This window comes from Mycobacterium simiae (assembly GCF_010727605.1).
Taxonomy (GTDB): domain Bacteria; phylum Actinomycetota; class Actinomycetes; order Mycobacteriales; family Mycobacteriaceae; genus Mycobacterium; species Mycobacterium simiae.
The window spans coordinates 4594267-4618577 of the sequence record NZ_AP022568.1; the positions used below are offsets into that span (position 1 = coordinate 4594267).

Here is a 24311-nt window from a genome sequence, read left to right on the forward strand (position 1 = left end):
CATGAGCGATCACCGGGAAGGCGGACCCGCACGGCCAAACAGAGTCCGCAGCAGCAGGATTGACCCGATCTGGTGGGCGCCGACATTGTTCATCGTGGTCGGGGCGTTGATCGCGCTGACCGCGGCGTCGTTTTCCGGCAAGTTCCGGGACTTCATCCCGCTGACGTTGGTATCGGACCGGGCCGGATTGGTCATGGAGCCCGGCGCCAAGGTGAAGTTGCGCGGGGTGCCGGTGGGCACCGTCGCGGCGATCGGTACCGACGTGAAGGCTGCCAAGCTGCAACTGAATATGGACCCGGGCCCGTTCAAGTACCTGCCCAGCAACCTCGAAGCCGAGATCAAGTCGACCACCGCTTTCGGTTCCAAATACGTCGATCTGATCGTGCCCGACCAGGCCAGCTCCACTCCGTTGCGGCCCGGCGCGGTGTTGCATTCGCGCAATGTCACCGTCGAGGTCAACACCGTGTTCGAGAACCTGCAGTCGGTGGTGCAGGCCCTCGATCCGGCCAAACTGAATTCGATCCTGTCGGCGTTCGCGCAATCGGTGCGCGGCAAAGGTGATCGGCTCGGGCAGGCGATCACCGATGCCAACAACCTGTTGCTCACCGTCAACCCCCGGATGGATACGATCCACCGGGACTGGCGGCTATTCGGCAAGACCACGCAGATCTACTCCGATGCAGCACAAGACATTTTGTCGGCCCTCGAATCGGCGACGACCACTAGCGCCACCCTCGCGGAAAACCAGCGGTCGCTGGACGCCTTGCTGCTGTCCGCGATCGGCTTCAGCCAGACCGGTATCAACGTCATCGGCAGAACCGAACCCAACATCGTGCGCGCGATGAGCCTGCTCGATCCGACCATGACGTTGCTCAACAAGTATTCGCCGACCTACACCTGCCTATTCCAGGGTGCGCAATGGTATGTCGACCACGGCGGCCGAGACGCGCTGGGCGGCAACGGATATTCGGTAATCCTGGATGCCGCACTGTTGTTCGGCGATGACCCGTATCGGTACCCCAGGCATCTACCGAAGACCAACGCCACCGGCGGCCCCGGCGGCAAGCCGAGCTGCGGCTCGCTGCCCGACCCGAGCGCGAACTTCCCGGTGCGGGCCCTGGTTACCGACACCGGTTGGGGTGCGGCTCCCGATGAGATCCGGACCAGCCCGTGGGTGGGTAATCCATGGTGGGCCAATTGGTTTCCGACGACCAAGAACCCTCCCGAGCCGCCACGGTACTTCTGGCGCGGGGGGCAGCCGCCGCCATGAGAAGGAAACTGTCCAGCATCATTGCGCGCGTCGCGCTGTTCACAGTGGTGTGCCTCGTCTTCACCTTCACGTTGGTCGCGGTGTTCGGCCAGCTGCGCTTCGCGGATCGCACCGGCTATCAAGCGGTCTTCACCAACATCTCCGGCCTGAAATCGGGCAATTTTGTTCGCATCGCCGGGGTGGAGGTCGGGAAAGTCGGTGACCTCAGCCTGCATCACGACGGCACGGTCACCGTCGGTTTCGCCATCGACAAGGACATACGGCTGACCGAGGGCACCAAGGCCGTCGTCCGGTACGAAAACCTGATCGGCGACCGCTACCTGGCCCTTGACGAGGCTCCCGGTCCGCCGCGTCGGCTGCCGGCGGGGGCGACGATCCCGCTGGCTCGCACCTCGCCCGCCCTCGACATCGACGCCCTCATCGGAGGTTTCCGTCCGCTGTTTCGCGCGCTGGATCCCGATCAAGTCAACGCCCTGTCGGGTCAGCTGCTGCGCATCTTCCAGGGCCAGGGCGGCACGCTGGCCTCCGTGTTGTCGCAGACGTCGGTGCTGACCTCGACGCTGGCCGGGCGCAGCGAATTGATCGGCGAGCTGATCACCAATCTGAACACGGTGCTGCACACCTTCGCCGCGCGCGACCACGAATTCTCTGATGGCGTGGATAAACTCGCCCAACTGGTGGAGGGCCTGGCGCAGCGCAAGGACGACATCTCCACCGGCCTCGCCTATGTCAATGCGGCGGCCGGTTCGATCACCGATCTGCTGGTGCAAGCCCGCCAGCCGATCAAGGACGTGGTGCATGAGACCGATCGGATGTCCGGGCAGGTGCTCGCCGACCGCGACTACGTGGACAAATTGCTCAAAGACCTGCCCGACACCTACCAGGTACTTGCCCGCCAGGGCCTCAACGGTGACTACTTCGGCTTCTACTTCTGCGAAGTACTGCTCAAGTTGAACGGAAAAGGGGGCAACCCGATCTTCGTCAAACTCCTCGGGCAATCCAGCGGACGGTGCACACCCCAATGACACTGAAGCTGCCCACGATCGGACCACTCGGCCGTCGCAGCCCTTTCCTGCTGGGGGTGATGGGCACGGTGATCCTGACGTGCGTGACGATCGTCGCCTTCCAATATGACCGGCTGCCGTTCGTCAAGAACACCGACGATTATGCTGCATATTTCTCCGAGGCCGGCGGCATCAAAACGGGTAACACGGTACGGGTTTCGGGCATGGGGGTCGGCAGGGTCTCGCAAATCCGGTTGGAGGGCAACAAGGTGCGGGTCGACTTCACCGTCCGTCAAGGCATCGAGCTGGGCGACCGCACCGAGGCGGCGATCAAAACCGAGACAATCCTGGGCGCCAAGATGCTCGAGCTCACCCCACGCGGCGAGGGAAAGCTGTCCGGCACGATTCCGTTGACGCGTACCCACTCGCCCTTTGATCTGCCCGACGCGCTGGGCGACCTGACGACCACGATCAGCGGTCTGGACACCGCTCAATTGTCCTCGGCCCTATCCACGTTGGCCGAGACGTTCAAGGAGACGCCACCGAATCTCAGACCAGCCCTGGAGGGCGTGGCCCGCTTTTCCGACACGCTGAACAAGCGTGACGCGCAACTGAGGAGCCTGCTCGGCAATGCCAACACGGTCTCGGCGGTGCTGGGTAAACGCAGCCAGCAGATCGCCGGCCTGGTGGCGAACTCCAACGCGCTGCTGGCCGCACTGCTCGACGAACGGGATTCGCTGGACGCGCTGATGAATAACGTCGCCGCGGTGTCGCATCAGATTTCCGGGCTGGTCGCCGAGAACAGAACCCAACTCAAGCCGGCCCTGGACAAGCTCAACGGTGTGCTGGAGATCTTGGACAACCGCAAGGAAGACATTCAGAAGACGTTGCCCAAGTTCAAGCGGTATGCGATGTCGTTCGGCGAATGCTTGGGCTCCGGGCCGTTTTTCAAGGCGTATGTGGCGAACCTGGTGCCGGGGCAGATCGGCGGACCGGTCCTCGACGCCGACATGTACGACCGATTCCTGGATCCGGACCAAAAATTGCCGTCGGAGGCGGTGGACCCGCCGACCGGGACGCCACCCGTGCCGCCGGAGAATGCGCCCGTCCCGCTGTGGTCCCAGCCGCCCTCACCGCCGCCGTCGACGCCACCGGTGCGGACCATCCCGCCGCCCTCGCCGCACGATTTCGATTCGCCATGAACCTCAGCCGAAACGCCCTGCGCAAAGCAACCGCGATCAGCCTGGTGCTGACCTTGGCGGTGGCATCGTTCCTGGTCGCCACCAAGCTCTGGAAAGACGTCGAAAAGAACACCTATGCGGCATATTTCACCGAGACCAACGGCCTGTTCGTCGGCGACGAAATTCGGATCCTCGGCGTCGCCGTCGGCGTCGTGGATAGGATCGAGCCGCAGCCCAGCAGCTCCAAGGTGACGTTCTCCGTCGACAAGCAGTACCCGATCCCCGCCGACGCCCGCGCCGCGATCCTGTCGCCGTCGCTGGTGACCTCGCGCGCGATTGCGCTCGTCCCCGCGTACTCCGGCGGGCCCAAGTTGAGTGCGGGCGCGTCGATTCCGCTGAATCGCACCGCGGTTCCGGTGGAATGGGACGACTTCCGGCGCCAGCTGGAAAAGCTGACCGACGCGTTGCAACCCACCAGTCCGGGCGGGGTGAACTCCGTCGGCGAGTTCGTCAACTCGGCCGCGGACAATCTGCGCGGCCAGGGCGACACCGCGCGCGACACCGTCATCAAGCTCTCCCAAGCGATCTCGGCGCTCGGTGATCACGCCGACGACATCTTCGGCACGGTGCGCAATCTACAGCTGCTGGTGTCGGCGCTGTATTCCAGCAGTGACCTGCTGGCCGCGTTCAACCAGAACCTGGCCAGCGTGACGACGGTGCTGACCAACAGTCCCAACGAAGTCGGCAACGCGGTGCGGGCGCTCGACACGGCGCTGAGCGACGTCCGGGACTTTCTGGCCGAGAACCGCGAGTCGATCGGCGTCACCTTCGACCGGCTCGGATCGATCACCACCGCGCTGGACGACAGCCGCAACGACATCAAGCAGATCCTGCACGTCGCACCCACGGTGTTCCAGAACTTTCTGAACATCTACCAGCCCGCGCAGAGCGCGATGACGGGCATTCTGGCGTTGAACAATTTCGCGGACATCCCGCAATTCATTTGCAGCTCAATCGAAGCGGCGTCGCGGGCGCGACTGGCCCGCGTTTCGAAGCTGTGCCTGCAGTACATCAACCCGATCATCAAGAACCGCGTCTACAACTACATACCGGCGGGCATCAACCCCTTCGTCGGGACACAGGCCCGGCCGAGCGAGATCACCTACAGTCAGGACTGGCTGCGACCCGGCTATACGCCGCCCGACGCCGCTTTGCCACCGCCCGACGCCACCCCGCCGCCGGCCGGCGCGCCGTTGCCGGGTCCGCCACCGGCCGACGCGCCGGCCCTGGCCGAGGCGCCGGGACCACCGGCGCCCAGCGCCGGGATGACCTCGATGCAGGTGCTGCAAAACCTGATGCTGCCGACGGGGCCACCGTCGTGAGACGCGCGATAGCCGTGGTCCTCGGAGTCGTCTGTGTCGCCGCCCTTTCCGGGTGTGGCTGGCGCGGTCTGAACTCGTTCGTCCTGCCCGGGACATCCGGCGGGGGACCGGGCTCGTACACGATTGAGGCGCAGATGCCCGACGTCGTGACCATCCAGCAGAACACCCGGGTCCGGGTCGACGACGTCACCGTCGGCAACGTCACCAAGATCGAGCTGCAGGACTGGCACGCGCTGGTGACCATGCGGATCAACGGCGATGTTCACCTGCCGGCGAATTCGACCGCCAAGCTGGGCCAGACCAGCCTGCTCGGTTCGATGCACATCGAACTGAGCCCACCCAAGGATGAGCCGGGGGTCGGCCAACTCGGCAACGGCTCGGTTATTCCGTTGAGCCACGCGAGCCTGTACCCGAGCACCGAGCAGACGCTGGCGTCAGTGTCGATCCTGCTCAATGGCGGGGGCATCGGGCAGCTGCAGGAAATCAACCAGGCCGTCGCCAAAGCGTTTGCGGGCCGAGAGAACGACATGCGCAGCCTGTTGAATCAGCTCGACGTGTTCATCGCGAAAACCAACGACCAGACCGACGACATCATCGCTGCCGCGGAGAATCTCAATGCGCTAGTGGGACAGGTGGCCGGCAAGGACGCGGTGGTCGATAAGGCGTTGACGACGGTGCCCAAGGCGCTGTCGGTGTTGGCGGCCGAGCGCGCCAACATCGCCGAGACCATCGACCAGGTCGGCAAGTTCAGCGCAATCGCGGCCGACACGGTCCACCAGAGCCGGGAATCCTTGGTCAACAATCTGCGCAACATCGCGCCGGTGCTGAGGTCGCTGGCCGACGCCGGCCCGTCGCTCACCAAGGGGCTGGACGGCTTGGCGACCTATCCCTGGCCGACGTCCACGGTGCGCAACTGGTTCCGCGGTGACTACGCCAACCTGACCCTGGTGGTCGATTTGACGTTGAGCCGCATCGACCAGGGGATCTTCACCGGTTCCCGGTGGGAAGGGAACCTCACCAAACTCGAAATGTATTGGGGACGCACCATCGGCATGCAGCCCAGCCCGGTCACCGGCGGTAACCCACTGACTTACCCCTATCACTTCGGGGGGTACTGATGTTGCGCCTCAATCGCCGTACCTGGGTCCAGCTGGCAATCTTGTCTTTGGTCACCGTGGTGTCCTGTGGCGCAATGGCTTTCAACTTCATGAAGCTGCCCGCGACGCTATTCGGAATCGGGGAGTACAACGTCACCGTCGATCTGCCACAGTCCGGTGGGCTGTACCCGACCTCAGTCGTGACCTACCGCGGCACCGACGTGGGTCAGGTCAAGTCGGTCGACGTCACCGCCGTCGGGGTGCGCGCCGTGCTCGCCATGCGGTCCGCAGTCATGGTCCCGTCCAATGTTGCCGCCTCGGTGCACAGCCGCTCGGCGGTCGGGGAGCAATACATCGACCTGACTCCGCAGCAGGGCAAAGAAGGCGAGCAGTCCCGGCCGCTGCAGAGCGGTGATGTCATTCCGGCCGGCCGGGTGGACGTGCCGGTGGATATCGGGCGGTTGCTCGACATGACAAACCGTGCGCTACAGGCGATTCCGCGCGACAACTTACATACGGTGATCGATGAGACCAACCGGGCGGTGGGCGGGCTTGGTCCCGAACTCTCCCGCATCGTCGACGGGTCGGCCGCGCTGGCCGTCGCCGGCGGCCAGAGCATCGATCCGCTGGCGGCGCTGATCGACCAGTCCCCGGCCGTGTTGAATTCCCAGGTGCAGACGGCCGACGCGATCGGCACCTGGGCGAATCGGACATCGGCGTTGATGGCGCAGTTGAAGGCCCAGGACGCGGCGGTGCGAGACCTGTTGCGGCAGGGTACTTCCGGCATCGAGGAAGGTCGCGCACTGCTCGACCGGGTGGCACCGGCCCTGCCGGTGTTGTTCGCCAACCTGGTGAGCCTGGGCGATATCGCGGTGGTCTATCGCCACGACATCGAACAGCTGCTGGTGTTGCTTCCGCAGGGCATCGCGGCCATGGCGGCGATCATCGTGCCGAGCTCGAACACCAAACAGGAGTACCGGGGGGCGCAATTGGACTTCAACCTCAACCTCAATCTGCCGCCGCCGTGTACCACGGGGTACCTGCCCCCGCAGCAACGCCGGTCACCGGCCAGCGTCGACGCGCCCGATCGTCCCGCCGCGGATTTGTTTTGCCGGGTACCGCAGGACTCCGAGTTCAATGTCCGTGGCGTGCGCAACATTCCGTGTGAGACCAAGCCGTGGAAGCGGGCACCCACCGTCGAGCTGTGCGAAAGCGACGAGGAGTATGTGCCGCTCAACGAGGGCTACAACTGGAAGGGCGACCCCAACGCCACCACCTCCGGGCAAGGCGTCCCGATGTATCCGCCGGGACAGGATCCCCGGCTGCCACCCCCGCGGGGCACCGCGCCGGCCACCCCGCCGCTTTCGGTGACCACCTATGACCCGGCCACCGGCGACTACATCGGTCCCGACGGGAAGCGCTACACCCAGTCCGACTTGGCGCATCCGGGTGCCAAAAACTGGCAGTCGCTGCTAGTGCCGCCGGCGTAGGAACGCGTAGGAACGAAGGAGAGACATGGGCGACAAACCCGACAACCCCGAGATCGACGAAAAGCTCGGTGCGGCACCGGCTGCGGACGTCGAAGACGATGCCGCCACAGCGTTCGACGAGATTACCGAGACCACCCAGACCACCGAGACGGGTGGCCGCGTCGCCCGGCTGCGGCGGCGACTCACCTCCCGGCGGCTCACTCGCGCAGGATCGGCATTGGTCACCGGCGCCTTGATCCTGGCGGGGGTGACCGGACTGGCCGGCTGGCTCGGGTATTCGGCCTACCAGGCTCATCGAGCCCAGGCCCAGCGAGACCAGTTCGTGTCGGTTGCCCGGCAGGGCGCGGTGAACCTCACTACGATCAAATACACCGAGGTGGACGCCGATGTGCAGCGGATCATCGATCTGGCCACCGGGTCGTTCCGGGAGGACTTTGAACAGCGGGCCAAGCCGTTCATCGAGGTGGTCAAGGCGGCGCAGTCGAAGTCGGAGGGCACGGTCACCGATGCCGGCTTGGAGTCGCAGCAGGGCGACTCGGCGCAAGTTCTGGTCGCGGTGGCGGTGAAGTCGCAGACCGCGGGCGGGGAAGAACCACAACGGGAATGGCGGATGCGCATCGAGGTCCGCGCCGTCGGTGCGGACGCCAAGGTGTCGAACGTGGTGTTCGTGCCATGACGACACTCGAGGACAACATCGACGCCGAGGCACCCGACGAGGAGGTTGCCCAGGCAACAGATTCTGCGCAAGCGACGGAATCCACTGTGCCGCAAACGACGCGGGAACGGCGCCGCATCCCGTGGTCGCGAGTGTTCGGCTACGGCGTGTTGCCGGCGTTGGCTTTGCTGGTGGCGCTGGGGGCGGGTTATTTTCGCTGGGTGCTCGGCTCGGCTGACGAGCTGACGTTGGCCCGCAGCGAATCCGTCCGCGCGGCCTCCGACGACACCGTGGCACTGCTGTCCTACCACGCGAACTCGGCCGACAAGGAACTCGGCGCGGCCCGGGACCGGCTGACGGGCGAGTTCAAGGACGCCTACACCGCGCTGATCCACGAGGTGGTGATCCCCGGCGCGAAAGAAAAGCAGATCTCCTCGGTCGCCAAAGTCACCGCGGCATCCTCTGTTTCGGTGACTTCCGGCCATGCGGTGGCACTGTTGTTCGTCAACCAGACGGTGACGATCGGCGATGGCGCACCCACCGATACCCAACCCGTCATCAAGGTGACGCTGGACAAGGTCAATGGCCGATGGCTGGTTTCCCGCTTCGACCCGGTGTGAGCCGGACAGGCCGGATGACGCTACGCCGCGGCCTGCCGGTGCTGGGCGTCGTCGCCTCGCTGTTGGCGGTGGCCGCGGTCGCGGCCCCGGTCGCGCGCGCCGACAACAAGCGACTCAACAGTGCCGTCGTTTCCGCCGTCTACACACTCCAGCACCAGGCCGGCTGCACGAATGACGTCATCCGCAACAATGCGCTGACGCTGGCCGCCGAATGGCACGCGGAAGACATGATCAACAACCGAAACATCAACGGCGACGTCGGGTCCGACGGATCAACCCCGCAGAACCGCGCCAATGCGGCCGGCTTCCGGGGCACGGCCGCCGAGACGGTGGCGATCAACCCCGCGATCGCGATCAGCAGCCTGGAGCTGGTCAACCAGTGGTACTACGACCCGGCGGCCATGGCCATCATTCGTGATTGCGCGAACACCAACATCGGGGTGTGGTCGAACAACAGCTTGGACCGCACCGTAGTGGTGGCCGTCTACGGCCAGCCCGCCCCGCCCACCCGGTAGCGGATCAGTCGTAGACCGGCGCCCACATCGTGTCAGACACCGCCTGTGCGACGTTGTCGTGGTGTGTGGTGGCCACCCCGTCTTCGACAGCCGCGTGGTAGACGGCCTCGGCGACCGCCGTGGAGACCGCCCGCAGCTTCTGCACATCCGGCAACAGCGAGTCCCCGGGGTTCTTCGGAGTTGCTTGTCGCACAAGCGCTTTCGCGGCCGCCTGCAACATCCCGGGAGTTACTCTGGTAGCGCCGGCGACGATGATGCCCAGCCCGATCCCGGGGAAGACCAGCACATTGTTGGCCTGGCCGATCGTATAGGTGATCCCGTCGTATTCGACCGGTGGTACCGGGGTACCGGTGGTGACCAGTGCCTTGCCCGCCGACCACTGCACCAGGTCGGCCGGCATCGCCTCCATGCGTGAGGTCGGGTTGGAAAGCGGAAAAATCATCGGCTGTTCGCACGATGCGGTCATTGCCTCGACGACCTCGCGGGTGAACGCGCCGGACACCGTCGAGGAGCCCAGCAGCACGGTCGGCGACGCGAGCTGGATCGCATCGACGAGCCCGACCCGGTCGCCGTCGGCCACCCCGAGTTGACGGCGGTTCTTCGCATACGGAACTTGGAAAGCGCGAAGGTCGTCCATGTCGTCGAAGAGCAGGCCCTGGCGGTCGATCGGCCAGATCTGCGACCTGGCCTGCTCAACGGTGGCGCCGTCGGCGACCATCGCGTCCCGGATTTGATCGGCGACCCCGATCCCGGCGGTCCCGGCACCGAACACGACCACCGTTTGGTCGCGCAGCGGTAAGCCGGTGACGTGGCAGCCGCCGTACACCGCGGCAACCACCACCGCGCCGGTGCCCTGGATGTCGTCGTTGAAGATGCAGTAGTCGTCGCCGTAGGTCCGCAGGATGTTCCGCGCGTTGATCGGGCCGAAGTCCTCGAAATGCAGGATGGCTCGGGGGAACAGGCGGTGGGCCGTCTCGATATAGCGCTTGATGAAGTCGTCGTACTCCTCGCCGCGGCGGCGGGCGTGGCGGTTGCCCAGATAGAAGGGGTCTTGCAGCAGCTGCTCGTTGTCCGTGCCGACATCCAGTGACACGGCGATGCAGCGGCGGGGGTCGATGCCTGCGCCTGCGGTATAGAGCGCGAGCTTGCCGACCGCGATCTGGATACCGCCCACCCCCCAGTCGCCGATGCCCAGGATCGCTTCGGCGTCGGTGCACACGATGAGGTCGACGTCGTCGGCGCCCAGGCCAAGGGTTTCGAACGCTATCTGGACGTCGTCGGGTTCGTCGATGCTCAAAAACAGCCCGCGTTGGCCGCGGTATTCGTCGGAGAAGCGTTGAATGGCCTCCCCAACGGTGGGCGTGTAGACCACAGGCATCAGTTCGGGCAGATGGTCTTCCAGCACCTTGAAATACAGCAGCTCGTTGCGGTAATGCAGCTGCTCGAGCAGCAGATTGCGGGCCAAATCAGTTGCCACGCTCTGCAATTGATGCCAAACCCGGTCGGCCTGCTGCTCTTGGGTCAAGACCGCCGACGGCAATCTGCCGGTCAGGCCGAGCCGCCGCCGTTCTTCGCGGGTGAAGCCGACCCCACGATTAAGGCTCGGTGAGGACATGGCGAGTGGGATTCGGGGCGTGTGGCCGGGGCTCATGACGACATCGGTCCGCTGACTGCGCGCATGAGGTCACCGTAGCGCTGATTTCGGGGACCGCATCCCGAGGAGCGGTTGACGGGCGCAGATGCTGTGTTAGTCGCGGCGGTCCGACCCGAGTTGAGCCAGGATCGTCTCGGTGTCCGGGGGCGGGCCGCGGTTGTACGGCAGTCTGGCAAGCATCGTTGCCATCGCACCGGTGTTGGACGCGGCCGCGTAGGTCAGGCCCGCCCCAATGCCGGCGGCCACCCATTTCAGTCTCGGCACGGCCACGCTGCCCAGGATCGAGGACAGCACCACCGTTCCCGCGACAAGACGTCCCTGCCGCTCGAGGTCCCAGCGCTACACGCCGCGATCGACCTGGAATCCCCGACTCTCCCAGTCGGTGATCCCGCTTTCCAACACCCGGCTGCGCGTCAGTCCGGCGTTGCTCAGCAACGTCTGGGCCTTAGTCATCTCGCTCGAGGTGACCAGCGATGGTGGAACCGTGCCGATCGAGCATGTCGAGAGGAACGTCGAGAGGGACATTGAGAGACCCTGCAATATGCGATGTTTCGAATTCGGCGGGGGTACGCACGTCGACAACGCGTGGGGCAGTGGTCGACGTCAGCAGCGCGTGCAGCTCGGGCCGTGATGACGTCTGCGGTGGGTGCGTTCAAAACCCGGAAGTCTCGATCACCCGTACATCCACCATGCTTGCCCCATCTCCGGACGGCGTCGTTGGTTGCCAGGGCCCGACTGTACTTAGCTGTGCAGAAACTCGCGTCGTACCGACAGGACCGCCAATGTTTCGCGTTGACAAGTGCCGTCGAACGGTATCGGCCGTGCGACGACATTACCCGGCGTGCCGGGCGGGGAAGCGTGGGTAGCTGCGAGGGGTTTAGCCGGCGTGGCGCCGGTCGTCGCTGATCCACTCGAGGCGGCTTTGCCCGGCCTCCGGGTCAAGCTGCGTGACTTCCGCCGGCTCGCAGGCGCACAGGGGGCCGCCATTGGCGGTTCGGAACAGTTGGGAACCGCGCTTGCGCATCAGGTGTTGCGCGTAGACCTTGTCCCGTTGCACCTGCGAGAAGGTGAAATCCAGGTTGACGGGCAGTCCGGCCCAGTCGACGTTGTCGGACGCCGCTTCGTCGAGTCGGTGCTCATCAGTCGCACCGCGTGGCCGCCGACACTGTGGGCAGACGCCGCTGTCAACCACGGGAACACCCTTTCATCGCGTACGCACCAATCGTTGTGGACATGGTGCGATAGCGATGTTTCAGCCGCGAGCGTCCAATGTTTCGGGAATATTACGCCTGCAGGGGTGGCTAGTAGACGTCCCGGTGGTAACGCTTGTCGGCGCTCAACGACTGGACGTAGGCCCGCGCCCCGTCCGGGTCGAGCTTGCCGTGCTCGGCCGCGATCTCACACAACGCGCGATCGACGTCCTTGGCCATCGGGTCGGCCGTGCCGCACACGTACAGGTGTGCCCCGTCCTGCAGCCAGCTCCACAGCTGAGCCCCCCGTTTGCGCATCAGGTGCTGGACGTAAACCTTCTGAGCTTGGTCCCGGGAGAATGCCAGGTCCATCTCGGTGAGCAGGCCGTCGGCGTGCATCGCCTGGATCTCTTCCCGGTAGTAGAAGTCGGTCGCGGCGTGCTGCTCGCCGAAGAACAACCAGTTCGGCCCGGTGTGGCCGAGTGCCCGTCGCTCCTGCAGGAAGCCGCGGAACGGAGCGATGCCGGTCCCTGGGCCGATCATGATCATCGGCGTCTGCGAGTCGCTGGGGATCCGGAAGTTGCTGGACGGCTGCAGGTACACGGCGACGCGATCGCCGGGAGAGCGGTCGGCCAGGTAAGTCGAACACACGCCGCGGCGCGGGACGCCCTGGAAGTTGTAGCGCACCGGCGAGACGGTCAGGTGGGCTTCGCCCGGACACTCTTTGGGGCTCGACGAGATCGAATACAGCCGCGGCTGCAGCCGTTTGAGCACCCGCAGCCACTCGTGAGCCGACGCGGCAACCGGCAGCCGCGCCAGCAGGTCCACCGACTGGCGGCCCCACGTCCAATTGTTCAGCTCGGTCTTGTTCTCCGGTTGGAGTAGCCTGGCCAGTGTTCGGTCGCCGGTGCGTTCCTGCACGAAACGCACCACATCCCGGCTGATGTGGGCGATCTCGATCCGCTCGGTGAGTGCCGTGCGCAGCGACATCAGACCATGCTCACCGACCTCGACCGGAGTCTGCCCGTCGAGTCCGGTAACGGCTAGCCATTCGTCGACCAGCTGGTCACTGTTGCGCGGCCACACGCCGAGCGCGTCGCCGGCTTCGTAGCTGACCTCGTCCTCGGGAAGATCGAAAACGATTTGCCGCACGTCTTTTGCGGAGCTGGGTCCGCTCAGGGTGGTATTGCGGATCATGTCGGTGACGAGCGGGCGCTTCTTGCTGAAGACCGGAGCCGCGGGATGGGCCTGCGGGCGGGGCGCGGCCTGGGCGGGCGCCGGCGGCACTGCGGTGCCCTGCCCGACCCGGCTGGGCGTGCGGGTCAGCGATTTGATGACCTCATCGGTCCAGCCGGCGGCGGCCTCTTCGTAGTCGGGCTCGCAGTCGACGCGTTGGGTGATGCGGGTCGCGCCCAGCTCGGCCAGCCGTTCGTCGAGCTTGCGCCCGTACCCACAGAAGTCGTTGTAGCTCGAATCGCCCAGGGCGAGAAGGGCGTAGCGGATGCCGCCGAGCCGCGGCGCGCCCTCGCCGGTCAGCGCCTGCCACAGGGCGGCGCCGTTGTCGGGTGCCTCACCGTCGCCGGTGGTGCTGGTGATCAGCAGTAGTTCCCGGGTGGTGGGCAAATCGGCGACTGGGAAGTCACCCATGCAGTGCAATTTGACCGGCAGTGCGGCCTCGCCGAGCCGAGCCGCGATCGCGGCGGCCAGTTCTTCGGCGTTACCGGTCTGCGAGGCCCACAACACCACAATGGGAGCACGATTCGAATCATCTTCGGCTGCTGGTGTTTTCGGCGGGTCCGTCTCGATCGTCGATGCTGCCGATGTGACGGCGGGAACGGCGGCGGGCGCGTCGGTGCGCGCGAACATCCCCGCGAGCAGGCCGTCGACCCACAGCCGGGTGTTGACGTCCAGCGGCGCGTTCAGCGGCAGGGTGGGCACCCCGGCGGCGCGTCGGCCCGCTTCCGAACGCAACCCGGCCAGCACACCGGCGAGGTAGCTGCGACCAAGCGGGCCGAGTTGTGGGGCCGGTTCGTTGGCCACGCCGAGCATTTCGGCGAGTGCGTCAACCTGTGACACGCTGATCTCCGTAACCTCCGAAGTTGCGGGTTCCGCTGCGTCGACGGCGACCGACGGTTCGGGTTCGATGCCGGACTCGGATGTGGCGACGGCGACCTTCATCACGGTGACCGCGCACGCTTTGAACTCCGGTTGGTGGGACACCGGATCCACCGCGTCGTTAGTGACCGCGTTGATTGACAGGTATTCGCCGAACACGTCGTTCCAGTGGAACGGGGCGAAACAGTTGCCCGGTCGTACCCGGTCGGTGATCACCGCAGGCAGCACGGCCCGGCCACGGCGGGAAGCGATTTCGACCTTGTCGCCCTCGCTGACGTCGAGCCGTGCGGCGTCGTCGGGATGGATCTCCACGAACGGGCCCGGGTTCAGTTTGTTGAGTTTGGCGACCTTGCCGGTCTTGGTCATCGTGTGCCACTGGTGCGGCAGCCGCCCGGTGTTGAGCAGGAACGGGTAGTCGGCGTCGGGCATCTCGTCCGGCGATAGGTGCGGCCGGGCGAAGAACACGGCGCGGCCACTGGCGGTGGGGAACACCAGCCGCGGCACGCTGCCGTCGGCACGGACCAACTGCGTTTGGCTCACACCGTCGTTCAGGTAGCGGATGGGGTTGCGGTCGTCGGCGCCCTCGGGTGGGCATGGCCATTGCAGCGGGGTCCGGCGCAGCCGGTCATACGTCGCGCCGCGCAGGTCGTATCCCGTCTTGGGGTTCCAGAACCGCTTGATTTCCTCGAACACTTCCTCGGCGGAGGAGTAGGTGAACGACTCGGAATAGCCCATCTCGCAAGCGATCCGGGCAATGATCTGCCAGTCCGGCATTGCCTGGCCGGGCGCGCTTACGGCCGGCTGGAACAGCGTCATGTTGCGTTCTGAGTTGATCATCACGCCCTCGGCCTCGGTCCATAGGGCGGCGGGCAGCAACACGTCAGCGTATTCGTTGGTCTCCGTCTCGAGGAAGGCGTCCTGGGCGATCACCAACTCGGCACGGTCCAGGCCGGCCAATACGGTTTTTCGGTTGGCAACGCTGGCAACGGGATTGGTGCAGATGATCCAGCACGCCTTGATCTCGCCCTTGGCCATTCGGGAGAACATGTCGACCGTACCGGTACCGACCTCGGTGCGCAGCGACCCGCGCGGGATGCCCCACTGATCCTCGACGAATTCGCGGTCGGCGGGTGAGGTCACTGCGCGTTGACCGGGTAAACCCGGCCCCATGTAGCCCATTTCGCGTCCGCCCATGGCGTTGGGCTGCCCGGTGAGGGAGAACGGACCGCTGCCCGGTTTGCAGATGGCCCCGGTCGCCAGGTGCAGGTTGCAGATCGCATTGGTGTTCCAGGTGCCGTGGGTGCTCTGGTTCAGGCCCATCGTCCAGCAGGTCATAAAGTTTTCGGCTTCGCCGATCCAGCGTGCCGCGGTGCGGATGTCGGCTGCCGGGATGCCGGTGAGGTTGCTGACCCGCTCGGGGGTGAAGTGCTTGAGGAAGTCCGGCATCTCCTCCCAGCCCTCGGTGAATTCCGCGATGAATTCGGGGTCGGTATGGCCGTTTTCAACGACCTGCTGCAGCAGCCCGTTGAGCAGAGCGAGGTCGGTGCCCGAGGAGATCTGCAGGAAGAGGTCGGCCTTTTCCGCGGTCGCGGTGCGGCGCGGGTCGACGACAATGAGCTTGGCGCCGGCCTTGACGCGGTCCATCATGCGCAGGAACAGGATCGGGTGGCAGTCGGCCATATTGGCGCCGATGACGAGGAAGACATCGGCCTGGTCGAAGTCCTGGTAGGAGCCGGGCGGTCCATCCGCGCCCAGCGACAGCTTGTAGCCAGACCCCGCGCTGGCCATGCATAGTCGCGAGTTGGACTCGATCTGATTGGTGCGGATGAACCCTTTGGTCAGCTTGTTCGCCAGGTATTGCGCTTCCAGCGACATCTGTCCCGACACATAGAGGGCGAAGGCGTCCGGACCATGCTCGTCGATGATGGCTCGTAATTGCCTCGCCGACCGCGTGATCGCGGCATCGAGGTCGATCTGTGCCAAGGATGCGCCACGCTCGCTGCGCCAATAGGCCGAATCCAGTCGGCCCGGCGCGGCGAGCATGTCGGCGGTGGTTGTGCCCTTGGTGCACAGCCGGCCGAAGTTGGCCGGGTGGCTTTTGTTACCAATACATTTCGCGACATGACGGCGGTCGCTTTCGGTGTCGGTTGTGATCTGCAACACCATGCCGCAGCCCACACCGCAGTAGGCGCACATGCTGTTCACGGTGTCGTTACCGTGCTCGGCAGCCACGCCCACGTACCTCCTTCCGAGCGCGCGAGATCTCCTGCGCTAAATGGTGCGACAAAGATGTTTCGGCATCGGACGCCCGATGTTTCCGCCGTTTTACGGCTTCCTCTCACCGGATCCAGATGAAAGTGTGAAGTCTGTGGAAAATCTCGCTCCCCAACGAGTAACCGCAGGTCAGCGCTGATCCACGGTCAAGCCCAGATTACCGGCGCGCGCTTCGGAATTGACCCCCAGCAACCAGGTTCGAACCAAACAAATGGCACTTTCACAGTTTTCGCTAAGCTCACAATGTGCGCCGTCAGTGTGTGATTTTCCTGCTTTTGCTGGCCACGGGTTGCGGTGGAAAACCGGCGGCACCGCCGGCGTCACACGCCGATAACTGCAAGGAGTCCGACGGCCCCACCGCCGACACCGTGCGGCAGGCGATTTCGGCGGTTCCCGTCCAGGTTCCCGGGTCGAGCTGGGTCGAGATCGGCCGCGGGCACACCAAGAAGTGTCGGTTGTTCTGGGTGCAGATCATCCCGACGATCGCCAGTGAGTCCACTCCTCAGCAGCTGCTGTTCTTCGACCACAACCGATCGTTGGGCACACCGACCCCAAACCCCAAGCCCTACATCACCGTGCTGCCCCCGGGCGACGATACGGTCACGGTTGAATACCGCTGGCAGGTTGATCGCGAAGAACCCTGTTGTCCCAAGGGAATCGGCACGGTTAAGTTCCAGATCGGGCCGGACGGTAGGCTGCAGGCGCTCGGCAAGATTCCGCATCAATAGCGTTACCCCGCCCGCTTTTGCCACCGTGTTATCGCGGGCCAGATACGTACGCGGGGCGCCGGGCGAGCCGTCGCGATGGCTCAGTCGGGCAGGTTCTCCGGATGCAGCATCTCGGCGTAGCGCAGCGGCTCCGGAATGCCGAAGCCGTCGACCAACGTCTGGGCGTGCGGGCGAAGCGCCCGGCACCGGTCGTTGATCCCGCGGGTCACCGCCTTAGCGCGCTGGGTGGACAGGTACCCGTGTTCGATGTACCAGGCCTTGTCCTCTTCGATCGCCGTCAACGCGTACAGGTCGCAGACGATGCCCAAAAGCTCACGCGCTTCCTCGTTTTCGCACGCGTCGATGCCGGCGACGAACGCCTCCAGCACGATCCGGTCGATGTGGGCGCTGGCGGCGTGCAGCACGTGGTCCTGCACCGCGTTGAACGCATCGAACGCCGACATCTCCTTGGACTTGCTCTGTAGCCGTCGGGCGACCGAGGACAGCAGGTACTGCTCGCGTTCTTCGAACATGTTCACCTGCGTGCCCCGGTTGAACAGGCTGCCCTCTTCCTCGCTGTCCTGGCGAGCGTCGACGATTCGCTGCATAATCGCCTCGGCCGCAGTGCGTTTCATCACCCGCTCGCCAACCGTGCTGGCCGCGAACCGCACCCAATCGACCGGGCTCATGCTCTTGATGTCGTCGGCGTAGGCGGTGAGAAGCTCCTTGGCTACCAACTGGGTCAGCACGTGGTTGTCGCCCTCGAAGGTGGTGAACACGTCGGTGTCCGCCCGCAGCGCGATCAGCCGGTTTTCCGCCATGTATCCCGCGCCGCCGCACGCCTCTCGGGCCTCCTGGATGGCCCTGGACGCGTGCCAGGTGTTCGCCGCTTTCAGCCCGGCCGCCCGCGATTCCAGCTCGCGCTGTTCCTCGGCGTCGGGGAAGTCCGACGTCTGCAGATCGTGACACTTGGCGACCAGCTCGTTCTGCGCGAACTGCAGCGCGTACGACTTGGCGATTAACGGGAACAGCCGTCGCTGGTGCACCAGGTAGTCCATGATCAGCACTTCCCGGTCGTCATCGGGTGCGCTGAATTGCCTGCGCTGCAAGGCATATCGAGTAGCGATGTCCAGTGCCACCCGGGCGGCACCACCCGCACTGCCGCCGACGGTGACCCGGCCGCGGATCAGCGTGCCCAACATGGTGAAGAACCGGCGGTTGGGGTTGTCGATCGGCGAGCTGTAGGTGCCGTCGGGCGCGACGTCGCCATACTTGTTCAGCAGGTTCTCCCGCGGCACCCGGACGTGGTCGAACATGATGCGGCCGTTGTCGACCCCGGGCAGGCCGCCCTTGTACTCGCAGTCCGACGTCGTCACCCCGGGCAGGTCGTTTCCGTCGTCGTCGCGGATCGGGACCAACACGCAATGCACGCCGTGGTTGACCGGCTTGCCGTCCTCGCTGGTGATCAATTGGGCGAAAACCGCGGCCATGGTGGCGGTTTCCGCGGCGCCGCCAATGTAGTCCTTGCGCGCCGTCGGGGTCGGGGAGTCGATGATGAACTCTTGGGTCTCGGGATCGTAGGTGGCGGTAGTCTCCAGTGACTGCACGTCGCTGCCGTGGCCGGTTTCGGTCATCGCGAAACAGCCGCGCAACTCGAGGCTGATGATCTTGGGTACGTAGGCCTCGTGGTGGCGCTCGGTGCCGAGGTTTTCCACGGCACCGCCGAACAGCCCCCACTGCACTCCGGCCTTCACCATCAACGACAGATCCGACATCGCCAGCATCTCGATCATCGTGACCGCCGCGCCGACGTCGCCGGTACCGCCGTGCTCCTTACGGAATGAGTCGGCGGCCGCGCCGAACGCGGCCATGATCCGCATTTGCTCGGCGACCTTGGTGCGGGCGATCACCGTGTTGGGCGTGTAGTGCGGGCGGAAGAGGTCCTCGCTCATCGTCGCGCGCATCCGGTTCTTCACGTCGCGCCAGCGCCCATCGAGGGCGTTGCGCAGATGCTCGGCAATGTTCGTCGTGTCAGGCGCCATAACCCGACGGTAACCTGCCGTCCTCGTGGTACGGAACAACCTGGAATGTCTCGATCTTGTGCCGGTAAGTCGTCGGTGCGACCGCGCCCGGTTCGCGCTTAGATGGGCCTCATGTCCCAGCCCGACACCCCACCCCAGGACCCGACCTATGACGTCGGGCACACCCATCCCGACGTCAGCGGAGGGTGGCTGCGCGCGGCTACCTTCGGCGCCATGGACGGCCTAGTCAGCAACACCGCCCTGATCGCCGGTGTGGCCGCCGGCGAAAGTGCCCACACGACGCTGGTCAGCGGCATCGCTGGTTTGCTCGCCGGGGCCTTCTCGATGGCGCTGGGCGAGTATTCCTCGGTGACCACGGCCAATGAGCAGATCGAGTCGGAGGCATACGTGGAACGCCGGGCGCTGCGCTGCCGTCCGCAGGCCGAGCGCGCCGAGCTGGTCAAGATGCTCGTCGGGATGGGGATGAGCGAGCAGACCGCCGAGACGGCCACCGACGAAATTCACCAGGACGAGAACCGGGCGGTCAGTTTCCATCTTGTCCAGGAGATCGGCCTGGACCCGACCGAGAAGCCCTCGCCCCGGTTGGCTGCGATCGCGTCGTTTGCGATGTTCGCGATCGGCGCGGTTATTCCGCTGATTCCCTACCTGCTCGGCTACGGGTCGCTGTCCTTCGGCCTGGTGTGCGGCGCGGTCGGGTTGCTGATCGCGGGCGGATTGACCGCGCGCTATACCCGCAAACCGGTGTGGTGGGCGGCGGGTCGGCAGTTGTTGTTCGGCGGTGTCGCCGTCGCGGCGACGTATCTGTTGGGTCTGCTCGTCGCGGCAGTGATGTGATGCCGGCCCGGCTGTTGGCGTGGTGCGCGTTATGCCTGGCCTGGTTGCTCGCCGGCTGTGACTCGACGCCCCCGCCGGCGCCGCCGAACACGCCGCGGCCGGTGCTGGCGTATGTGGGCCAGGCGCAGGTCGCCTACGGGGCGACGTTCGACGGCACGGTGATCGGCGGCTTGTCCGGCCTCAGTTATGACGCGGGCCGCCAACAGTATTACGTGATCAGCGACGATCGCTCGGCGAAAAACCCCGCTCGGTTCTACACCGCGCAGTTGTCGTTGTCGGACAAGGGAATTGACCGGGTCACCTTCACCGGGACGCACCCGTTGCTGGATCGGTCCGGTCAGCCGTTTCGGCCGTTGACCCTGGACACCACGCCACCGGTGGTTCCTCCCGACCCCGAAGGCATCGCCTTCGACCCGGTGCGGCAACGGCTCTACTGGAGTTCGGAAGGCGAGCGGCGGACCCAGGGCCCGGTGCTGCTGGACCCCTGGGTTCGGGTCGCCGGACTGGATGGCTCGTACCAGGGCCAGTTCGCACTGCCAACCAATCTGGCCATGTCCGTGCAACCGACCGGGCCGCGCCAAAACCGTGCGCTGGAGGGAGTAGCGCTCACCCCCGACGGTCAATCGGTGTTCGCCGCGATGGAGGACCCGGGCTACAACGACGGGTCCGAGACCGGCGACGGGCACCGGGTGCTGACCCGGTTCACCAAATTCGACGTCGACACCGGCAAGGCCACCGCCCAATACGCCTATCCGATGGACGCGCCCATACCGCCGGTCGAAGAGAACGGCGTCCCGGATCTGGTTGCGCTGTCCGACACGTCATTTCTGGTGCTGGAGCGCACGGACTCCGTGCCTCAGACGATACGCGTCTACCGTGCCGAAATCGGTTCGGCCACAAATGTATTGGCGCTCCCGTCGATCAGCGGTGTGGGGCTGACGCCGATGACCAAGTCGTTGGCTGCGGACATGAACACGACGCCGGGCCTCACGCCGCTGGACAACGTCGAAGGCATCACGCTGGGTCCCAAGCTTGCCGATGGCCGGCAGTCGGTGGTGTTCGTCAGCGACAACAACTTCTCAGCCAGACAGGTCACTCAGTTCCTGTTGTTCGCGATGTAGTGGCGGCGGTGGCGGTTCGGGCGCCGGCGCGCGCAGCCGGTATCGAGTGAAACCGGCCCACAACAGGCCGAAGACCGCGAGGACGGTCATGTCGAACACCCACCAGCCGGCGTAGTGGGTCCACACCAGAATGTCGGCGGCCTCGGGATCGACTCGGTGCAGGTCGATGGTCGCGGCGGTCGCCGCGAAACCCCACTGGGCCGGGACGAACCACGACACCTGGTCGTAGCCCCAATGTCCCACCAGCGTGATCAACCCACCCGCAAAGAGCATCGACGCCAAGATCACCGGCACGACCAGCGGCACCACTTCTTTCAACGACCTGCCCATCGTTGACAACGCCAGCCCGACGATCGCCGAGACGACAGCCGTCAGTGCGACGCCGGCATACAGCTCGGCGGTGGCGTTGTGCAGTAGGACGGCGCCGTGCATGGGTGCGCCCTTGATGGCGATGACAATGCCGAACAGGATGGCCGCCAGGAGTGCTGCGGCCACGCCGAAGAAGACGATCTTGGCCAGCAGGTACGCGGTCGCCGAAAGGCCGACGGCCTGGTCACGACGGAAGATGCGTCGTTCGCAGACCAGGTCGCGCGCGGACAGCGCGGTGCCCAGAATCACCGCGCCCAGGTTGAGTGCGGCCAGGATCTCGACGGCTTCGTGCACGTTGTCGCTGGTCGCGCTGGCCCGCGCCAGGCCCGACTCGCCGGGGATCAGCAGGGTCAGCGCCGCCAGCGCGAACGGCAGCACCAGCAGGAAGAGGAAGTAGAGGGGATCGCCGACAAACAACCGCAGCTGGCGGCGCAGCACCCACCACAATTGGCGCGTCATTTTCGGCGGCGGCGGCGGTGTCCACGGCGGCGAAACCTGCGGCGGGGTCGTCGGACCGGTTGCCTGCCGCCGGGCCGAGTAGGCGCGGTGTGCGCCCTCGGGATCTGCGCTGACCCGCGCGACGGCCTCGGCCCAGTCGCTGGTGCCCAGCGCGGACTCGAGCTGCGACGGCGGTCCAGCAAATGCCAGGGTCCCGGCGGGCGTGAGCAGCAGCACTTGGTCGCACATGTCGAGGTGGGTCAGCGACCTGGTGGCCACCACCACGACACAGCCGAGGTCGGCCTGGCGGCGCAGCACGGTCATCACCTGGGCTTCCTGTCCGGCGTCCAGCCCGGCGCCCGGCTCTTCGACGACCAGCAGGGTCGGCCGGGTGAGCAGTTCAACCGCGATCGACGTGCACCGGCGCAGCCCCGCGGACAGCTTGCTTATCCGGGTGCTGCGGTGCGGCGTCAGGTCGAGCTCTTCGAGTACCTGGTCGACGACGCGCCCGCGATGCTCGGCCGTCGTGTCGGGCGGCAGCCGCAGTTCGGCGGCGTAGTGCAGGGCACGTTCGACGGTCAGCCGGCGATGCAGCTGATCCTCGCGCGGCACTATGCCGATACGGGTGCGCATGGCGTTGGGTTCGGCGTAGACGTCGTGGCCGTCCACGGTCACCCGGCCGGTGCCAGGGGTCCGGGCGCCGGCGATCATCATGAGCAGCGCCGCGTTGCGGGCGGCCGAGGCGCCGGTCACCGCGGTCAGCGAGCCGAGACGCGCGGTGAAGGACACCTCCGACAGCACCGCATGTTCGCCCGCGGCAAGTCCGAGCCGGTACGCGTTGACACCGGCGGTCCGGGCGCCGGGCTGCAGCGGCAGCCGGTGGGTGGTGCTGGGCTCGTCGGTGCCCGAGGTCGCGCGGCCGATGCGCAGGGCGCGAGTCGCGTCGGTCATCCAGTCCATCAGGCCGCGACCCTTGGCCTGTTCCGCCGTGCCGTCGTCTGGCGGCGGTGCCGTCTCGGGTGCGGGATCCGATGGCGCGGCCGGCGGCGGGGGAGTCACAGGGGGCGGCGGGGGAGCGACTGGGGCCGGGTGCGGCGGGCCGATCGGGTGCTCGACCGTCGGCTCCCGCGACGGGGCTATCCGCATCCGTTGCGTGCTCTGCGCGGTGGGCGCCGGCGGCCGGGGCGGACGCTGTGCCGGTGGCGGGCCGGGTGGGCCGGGCGGACGTTGCGCCGGCGGCGGACCGGGTGGACCGGGCGGACGTTGTGCCGGTGGCGGGCCGGGTGGGCCGGGCGGCCGTTGCGCCGGTGGCGGGCCGGGTGGGCGCTGTGCCGGTGCCGGTGCGCCGAGCCGAAACAGCAGCCGCGGTCCGCGCTGCGGATCGCCGAGCGCGATCGACACGCCGTCATGGATCTCGACCATCGGCACCCGGGCCCCATTGACGAAGATCCCACCGCGACTTCTATCTATGGCCGCCCAATGTGGACCGACGAAGCGCAGCAACACATCGGGCTGCGGAATCGGCGGGGGTGGGGCGGCGAAACCGAGGCGGTCCAGCGGGATGTCGCACCAGTCGCCGTACGCCACGATGACGTCGCGACCCGGGGCGAACACGTACCTCGATGCGCCGATGAAGACGGTGAGTGGGGAGGCTGGGTGCGCGGGAGCCACCTAGTAAGTGTCTACCGGTGCCGGCTTTTCCCGCACCAGGGGTGCGGGCTGGCATCACGTGTTGCGGCGCGCGCTGGCCGCGGCATTGTCCAGCAGCCGGCGCAACACGTGCACCGCCTCGGCCAGCACCTGCCGATCGGCGGGCTCGAGCATTGCCAACTGGGGTTCGATAGCGGCGGCGCGGTCGGCTCGCACCGCGTTCAGCGTGCGTCGACCTTCGGGCGTAATGCGGATGCGGACCGCGCGGGCGTCGCCGGGGTCGACGGTTCGACTAACCAGCCCGGCGTCCTCCAGCCGACGTACCTGCGTGGTCATCGTCGGTTGCGAACAATGATCGACGGCGGCCAGGTCCCCGATGCGCGCTTCGCCGTGAACTTCGATGGTCGCCAGCAGCCGGGCCTGCGCCGCGGGCAAGGGCATCTGGATGCGCTGGGTGGCCAGCCGGTTGAGTCGCGCAACGACGGCCAGCAGGTCCGCCCCCAGGCCCTGCTGAAGCGTCACATGTGCGGTCTCGACGGCGTTATCCATGCCCTCATCGTTGCATAGCTTTGCTATGCGAGACCACCCGCGGTCGCTGCGGTCCGTGCGCCAGCAAAGAAAAGACGAACGGCGGCGACCACTGGATTGGCCTGGCACAATCGACAAAGTGACCGCGCGCCGTCTCCGGCCTCGCACGGGGGGA

General features: G+C 66.1%; 20 protein-coding genes. 12 read left to right on the top strand and 8 right to left on the bottom strand.

The features are described 5' to 3' along the window. Position 1 precedes the first annotated feature (1 nt). Genes G6N33_RS21420 through G6N33_RS21460 form a run of 9 tightly spaced genes read left to right on the top strand, consistent with a single transcriptional unit; the run spans position 2 to position 9214 of the window. Positions 2-1270: an MCE family protein gene (locus G6N33_RS21420; protein ID WP_044506907.1), complete on the top strand. Its 1269-nt coding sequence runs from the start codon at positions 2-4 to the stop codon at positions 1268-1270. Further along, positions 1267-2295, top strand: coding sequence for an MCE family protein (locus G6N33_RS21425; RefSeq protein ID WP_044506905.1), 1029 nt, complete (start codon positions 1267-1269; stop codon positions 2293-2295). The genes G6N33_RS21420 and G6N33_RS21425 overlap by 4 nt, the downstream gene beginning before the upstream one ends. Next, positions 2292-3476, top strand: a complete 1185-nt coding sequence (locus G6N33_RS21430) for an MCE family protein (protein WP_155945894.1) — start codon at positions 2292-2294, stop codon at positions 3474-3476. The genes G6N33_RS21425 and G6N33_RS21430 overlap by 4 nt, the downstream gene beginning before the upstream one ends. After that, positions 3473-4837, top strand: coding sequence for an MCE family protein (locus G6N33_RS21435; protein WP_101528182.1), 1365 nt, complete (start codon positions 3473-3475; stop codon positions 4835-4837). Before G6N33_RS21430 ends, G6N33_RS21435 begins: the two co-directional genes overlap by 4 nt. After that, positions 4834-5955: an MCE family protein gene (locus tag G6N33_RS21440; protein WP_101528174.1), complete on the top strand. Its 1122-nt coding sequence runs from the start codon at positions 4834-4836 to the stop codon at positions 5953-5955. Before G6N33_RS21435 ends, G6N33_RS21440 begins: the two co-directional genes overlap by 4 nt. Further along, positions 5955-7424 carry an MCE family protein gene (locus G6N33_RS21445; protein ID WP_044506901.1) on the top strand — a complete coding sequence of 490 codons (1470 nt, stop codon included), beginning with the start codon at positions 5955-5957 and terminating at the stop codon, positions 7422-7424. Before G6N33_RS21440 ends, G6N33_RS21445 begins: the two co-directional genes overlap by 1 nt. 25 nt (positions 7425-7449) lie before the next feature. Further along, the gene (locus G6N33_RS21450; protein WP_044506899.1) at positions 7450-8100 is read left to right on the top strand and encodes a hypothetical protein; all 651 of its coding nucleotides are present in this window, start codon (positions 7450-7452) and stop codon (positions 8098-8100) included. Beyond that, positions 8097-8699 carry a hypothetical protein gene (locus G6N33_RS21455; protein ID WP_044506898.1) on the top strand — a complete coding sequence of 201 codons (603 nt, stop codon included), beginning with the start codon at positions 8097-8099 and terminating at the stop codon, positions 8697-8699. Before G6N33_RS21450 ends, G6N33_RS21455 begins: the two co-directional genes overlap by 4 nt. Before the next feature lie 14 nt (positions 8700-8713). Beyond that, on the top strand, positions 8714-9214 hold the full coding sequence (locus tag G6N33_RS21460) for a CAP domain-containing protein (RefSeq protein ID WP_044506896.1): 501 nt from the start codon (positions 8714-8716) through the stop codon (positions 9212-9214). 4 nt (positions 9215-9218) lie between these two features. Here the strand turns inward: G6N33_RS21460 and G6N33_RS21465 are convergent, their stop codons facing one another. The 5 genes from G6N33_RS21465 to G6N33_RS21480 all read right to left on the bottom strand — a co-directional run bounded on the left by G6N33_RS21465 (position 9219) and on the right by G6N33_RS21480 (position 16369). Next, positions 9219-10865, bottom strand: a complete 1647-nt coding sequence (locus tag G6N33_RS21465) for an NAD-dependent malic enzyme (protein WP_044506895.1) — start codon at positions 10863-10865, stop codon at positions 9219-9221. Positions 10866-10961: 96 nt separating this feature from the next. Further along, positions 10962-11162 carry a hypothetical protein gene (locus tag G6N33_RS27885; RefSeq protein ID WP_331271334.1) on the bottom strand — a complete coding sequence of 67 codons (201 nt, stop codon included), beginning with the start codon at positions 11160-11162 and terminating at the stop codon, positions 10962-10964. Between the two features lie 45 nt (positions 11163-11207). Next, on the bottom strand, positions 11208-11393 hold the full coding sequence (locus tag G6N33_RS27890; RefSeq protein ID WP_332107479.1) for a hypothetical protein: 186 nt from the start codon (positions 11391-11393) through the stop codon (positions 11208-11210). 352 nt (positions 11394-11745) lie between these two features. After that, positions 11746-12060, bottom strand: coding sequence for a hypothetical protein (locus G6N33_RS21475; RefSeq protein WP_044506894.1), 315 nt, complete (start codon positions 12058-12060; stop codon positions 11746-11748). Positions 12061-12169: 109 nt separating this feature from the next. Next, positions 12170-16369 (bottom strand): bifunctional nitrate reductase/sulfite reductase flavoprotein subunit alpha, encoded by a 4200-nt coding sequence (locus G6N33_RS21480; protein ID WP_044512078.1) that lies wholly within the window; start codon positions 16367-16369, stop codon positions 12170-12172. Positions 16370-16707: 338 nt separating this feature from the next. On the opposite strand from G6N33_RS21480, the gene G6N33_RS21485 reads away from it, so the two are divergent. After that, entirely contained in the window at positions 16708-17175 is a 468-nt protein-coding gene (locus tag G6N33_RS21485) for an LppP/LprE family lipoprotein (RefSeq protein WP_044506892.1), read from the top strand. A gap of 80 nt (positions 17176-17255) precedes the next feature. Here the strand turns inward: G6N33_RS21485 and G6N33_RS21490 are convergent, their stop codons facing one another. After that, the gene (locus G6N33_RS21490; RefSeq protein WP_061556245.1) at positions 17256-19196 is read right to left on the bottom strand and encodes an acyl-CoA dehydrogenase family protein; all 1941 of its coding nucleotides are present in this window, start codon (positions 19194-19196) and stop codon (positions 17256-17258) included. 111 nt (positions 19197-19307) lie between these two features. Here G6N33_RS21490 and G6N33_RS21495 point away from each other — a divergent pair, with 111 nt between their 5' ends. Beyond that, on the top strand, positions 19308-20030 hold the full coding sequence (locus G6N33_RS21495; protein WP_044512077.1) for a VIT1/CCC1 transporter family protein: 723 nt from the start codon (positions 19308-19310) through the stop codon (positions 20028-20030). Continuing rightward, the gene (locus G6N33_RS21500; RefSeq protein WP_049918971.1) at positions 20030-21151 is read left to right on the top strand and encodes an esterase-like activity of phytase family protein; all 1122 of its coding nucleotides are present in this window, start codon (positions 20030-20032) and stop codon (positions 21149-21151) included. Before G6N33_RS21495 ends, G6N33_RS21500 begins: the two co-directional genes overlap by 1 nt. Here the strand turns inward: G6N33_RS21500 and G6N33_RS21505 are convergent. Together G6N33_RS21505 and G6N33_RS21510 are read right to left on the bottom strand one after the other, a co-directional pair. After that, on the bottom strand, positions 21110-23380 hold the full coding sequence (locus G6N33_RS21505) for an ATP-binding cassette domain-containing protein (RefSeq protein ID WP_232069482.1): 2271 nt from the start codon (positions 23378-23380) through the stop codon (positions 21110-21112). The genes G6N33_RS21500 and G6N33_RS21505 overlap by 42 nt on opposite strands. Before the next feature lie 303 nt (positions 23381-23683). After that, on the bottom strand, positions 23684-24157 hold the full coding sequence (locus G6N33_RS21510) for a MarR family winged helix-turn-helix transcriptional regulator (RefSeq protein WP_044506887.1): 474 nt from the start codon (positions 24155-24157) through the stop codon (positions 23684-23686). Between the last annotated feature and the right edge of the window lie 154 nt (positions 24158-24311).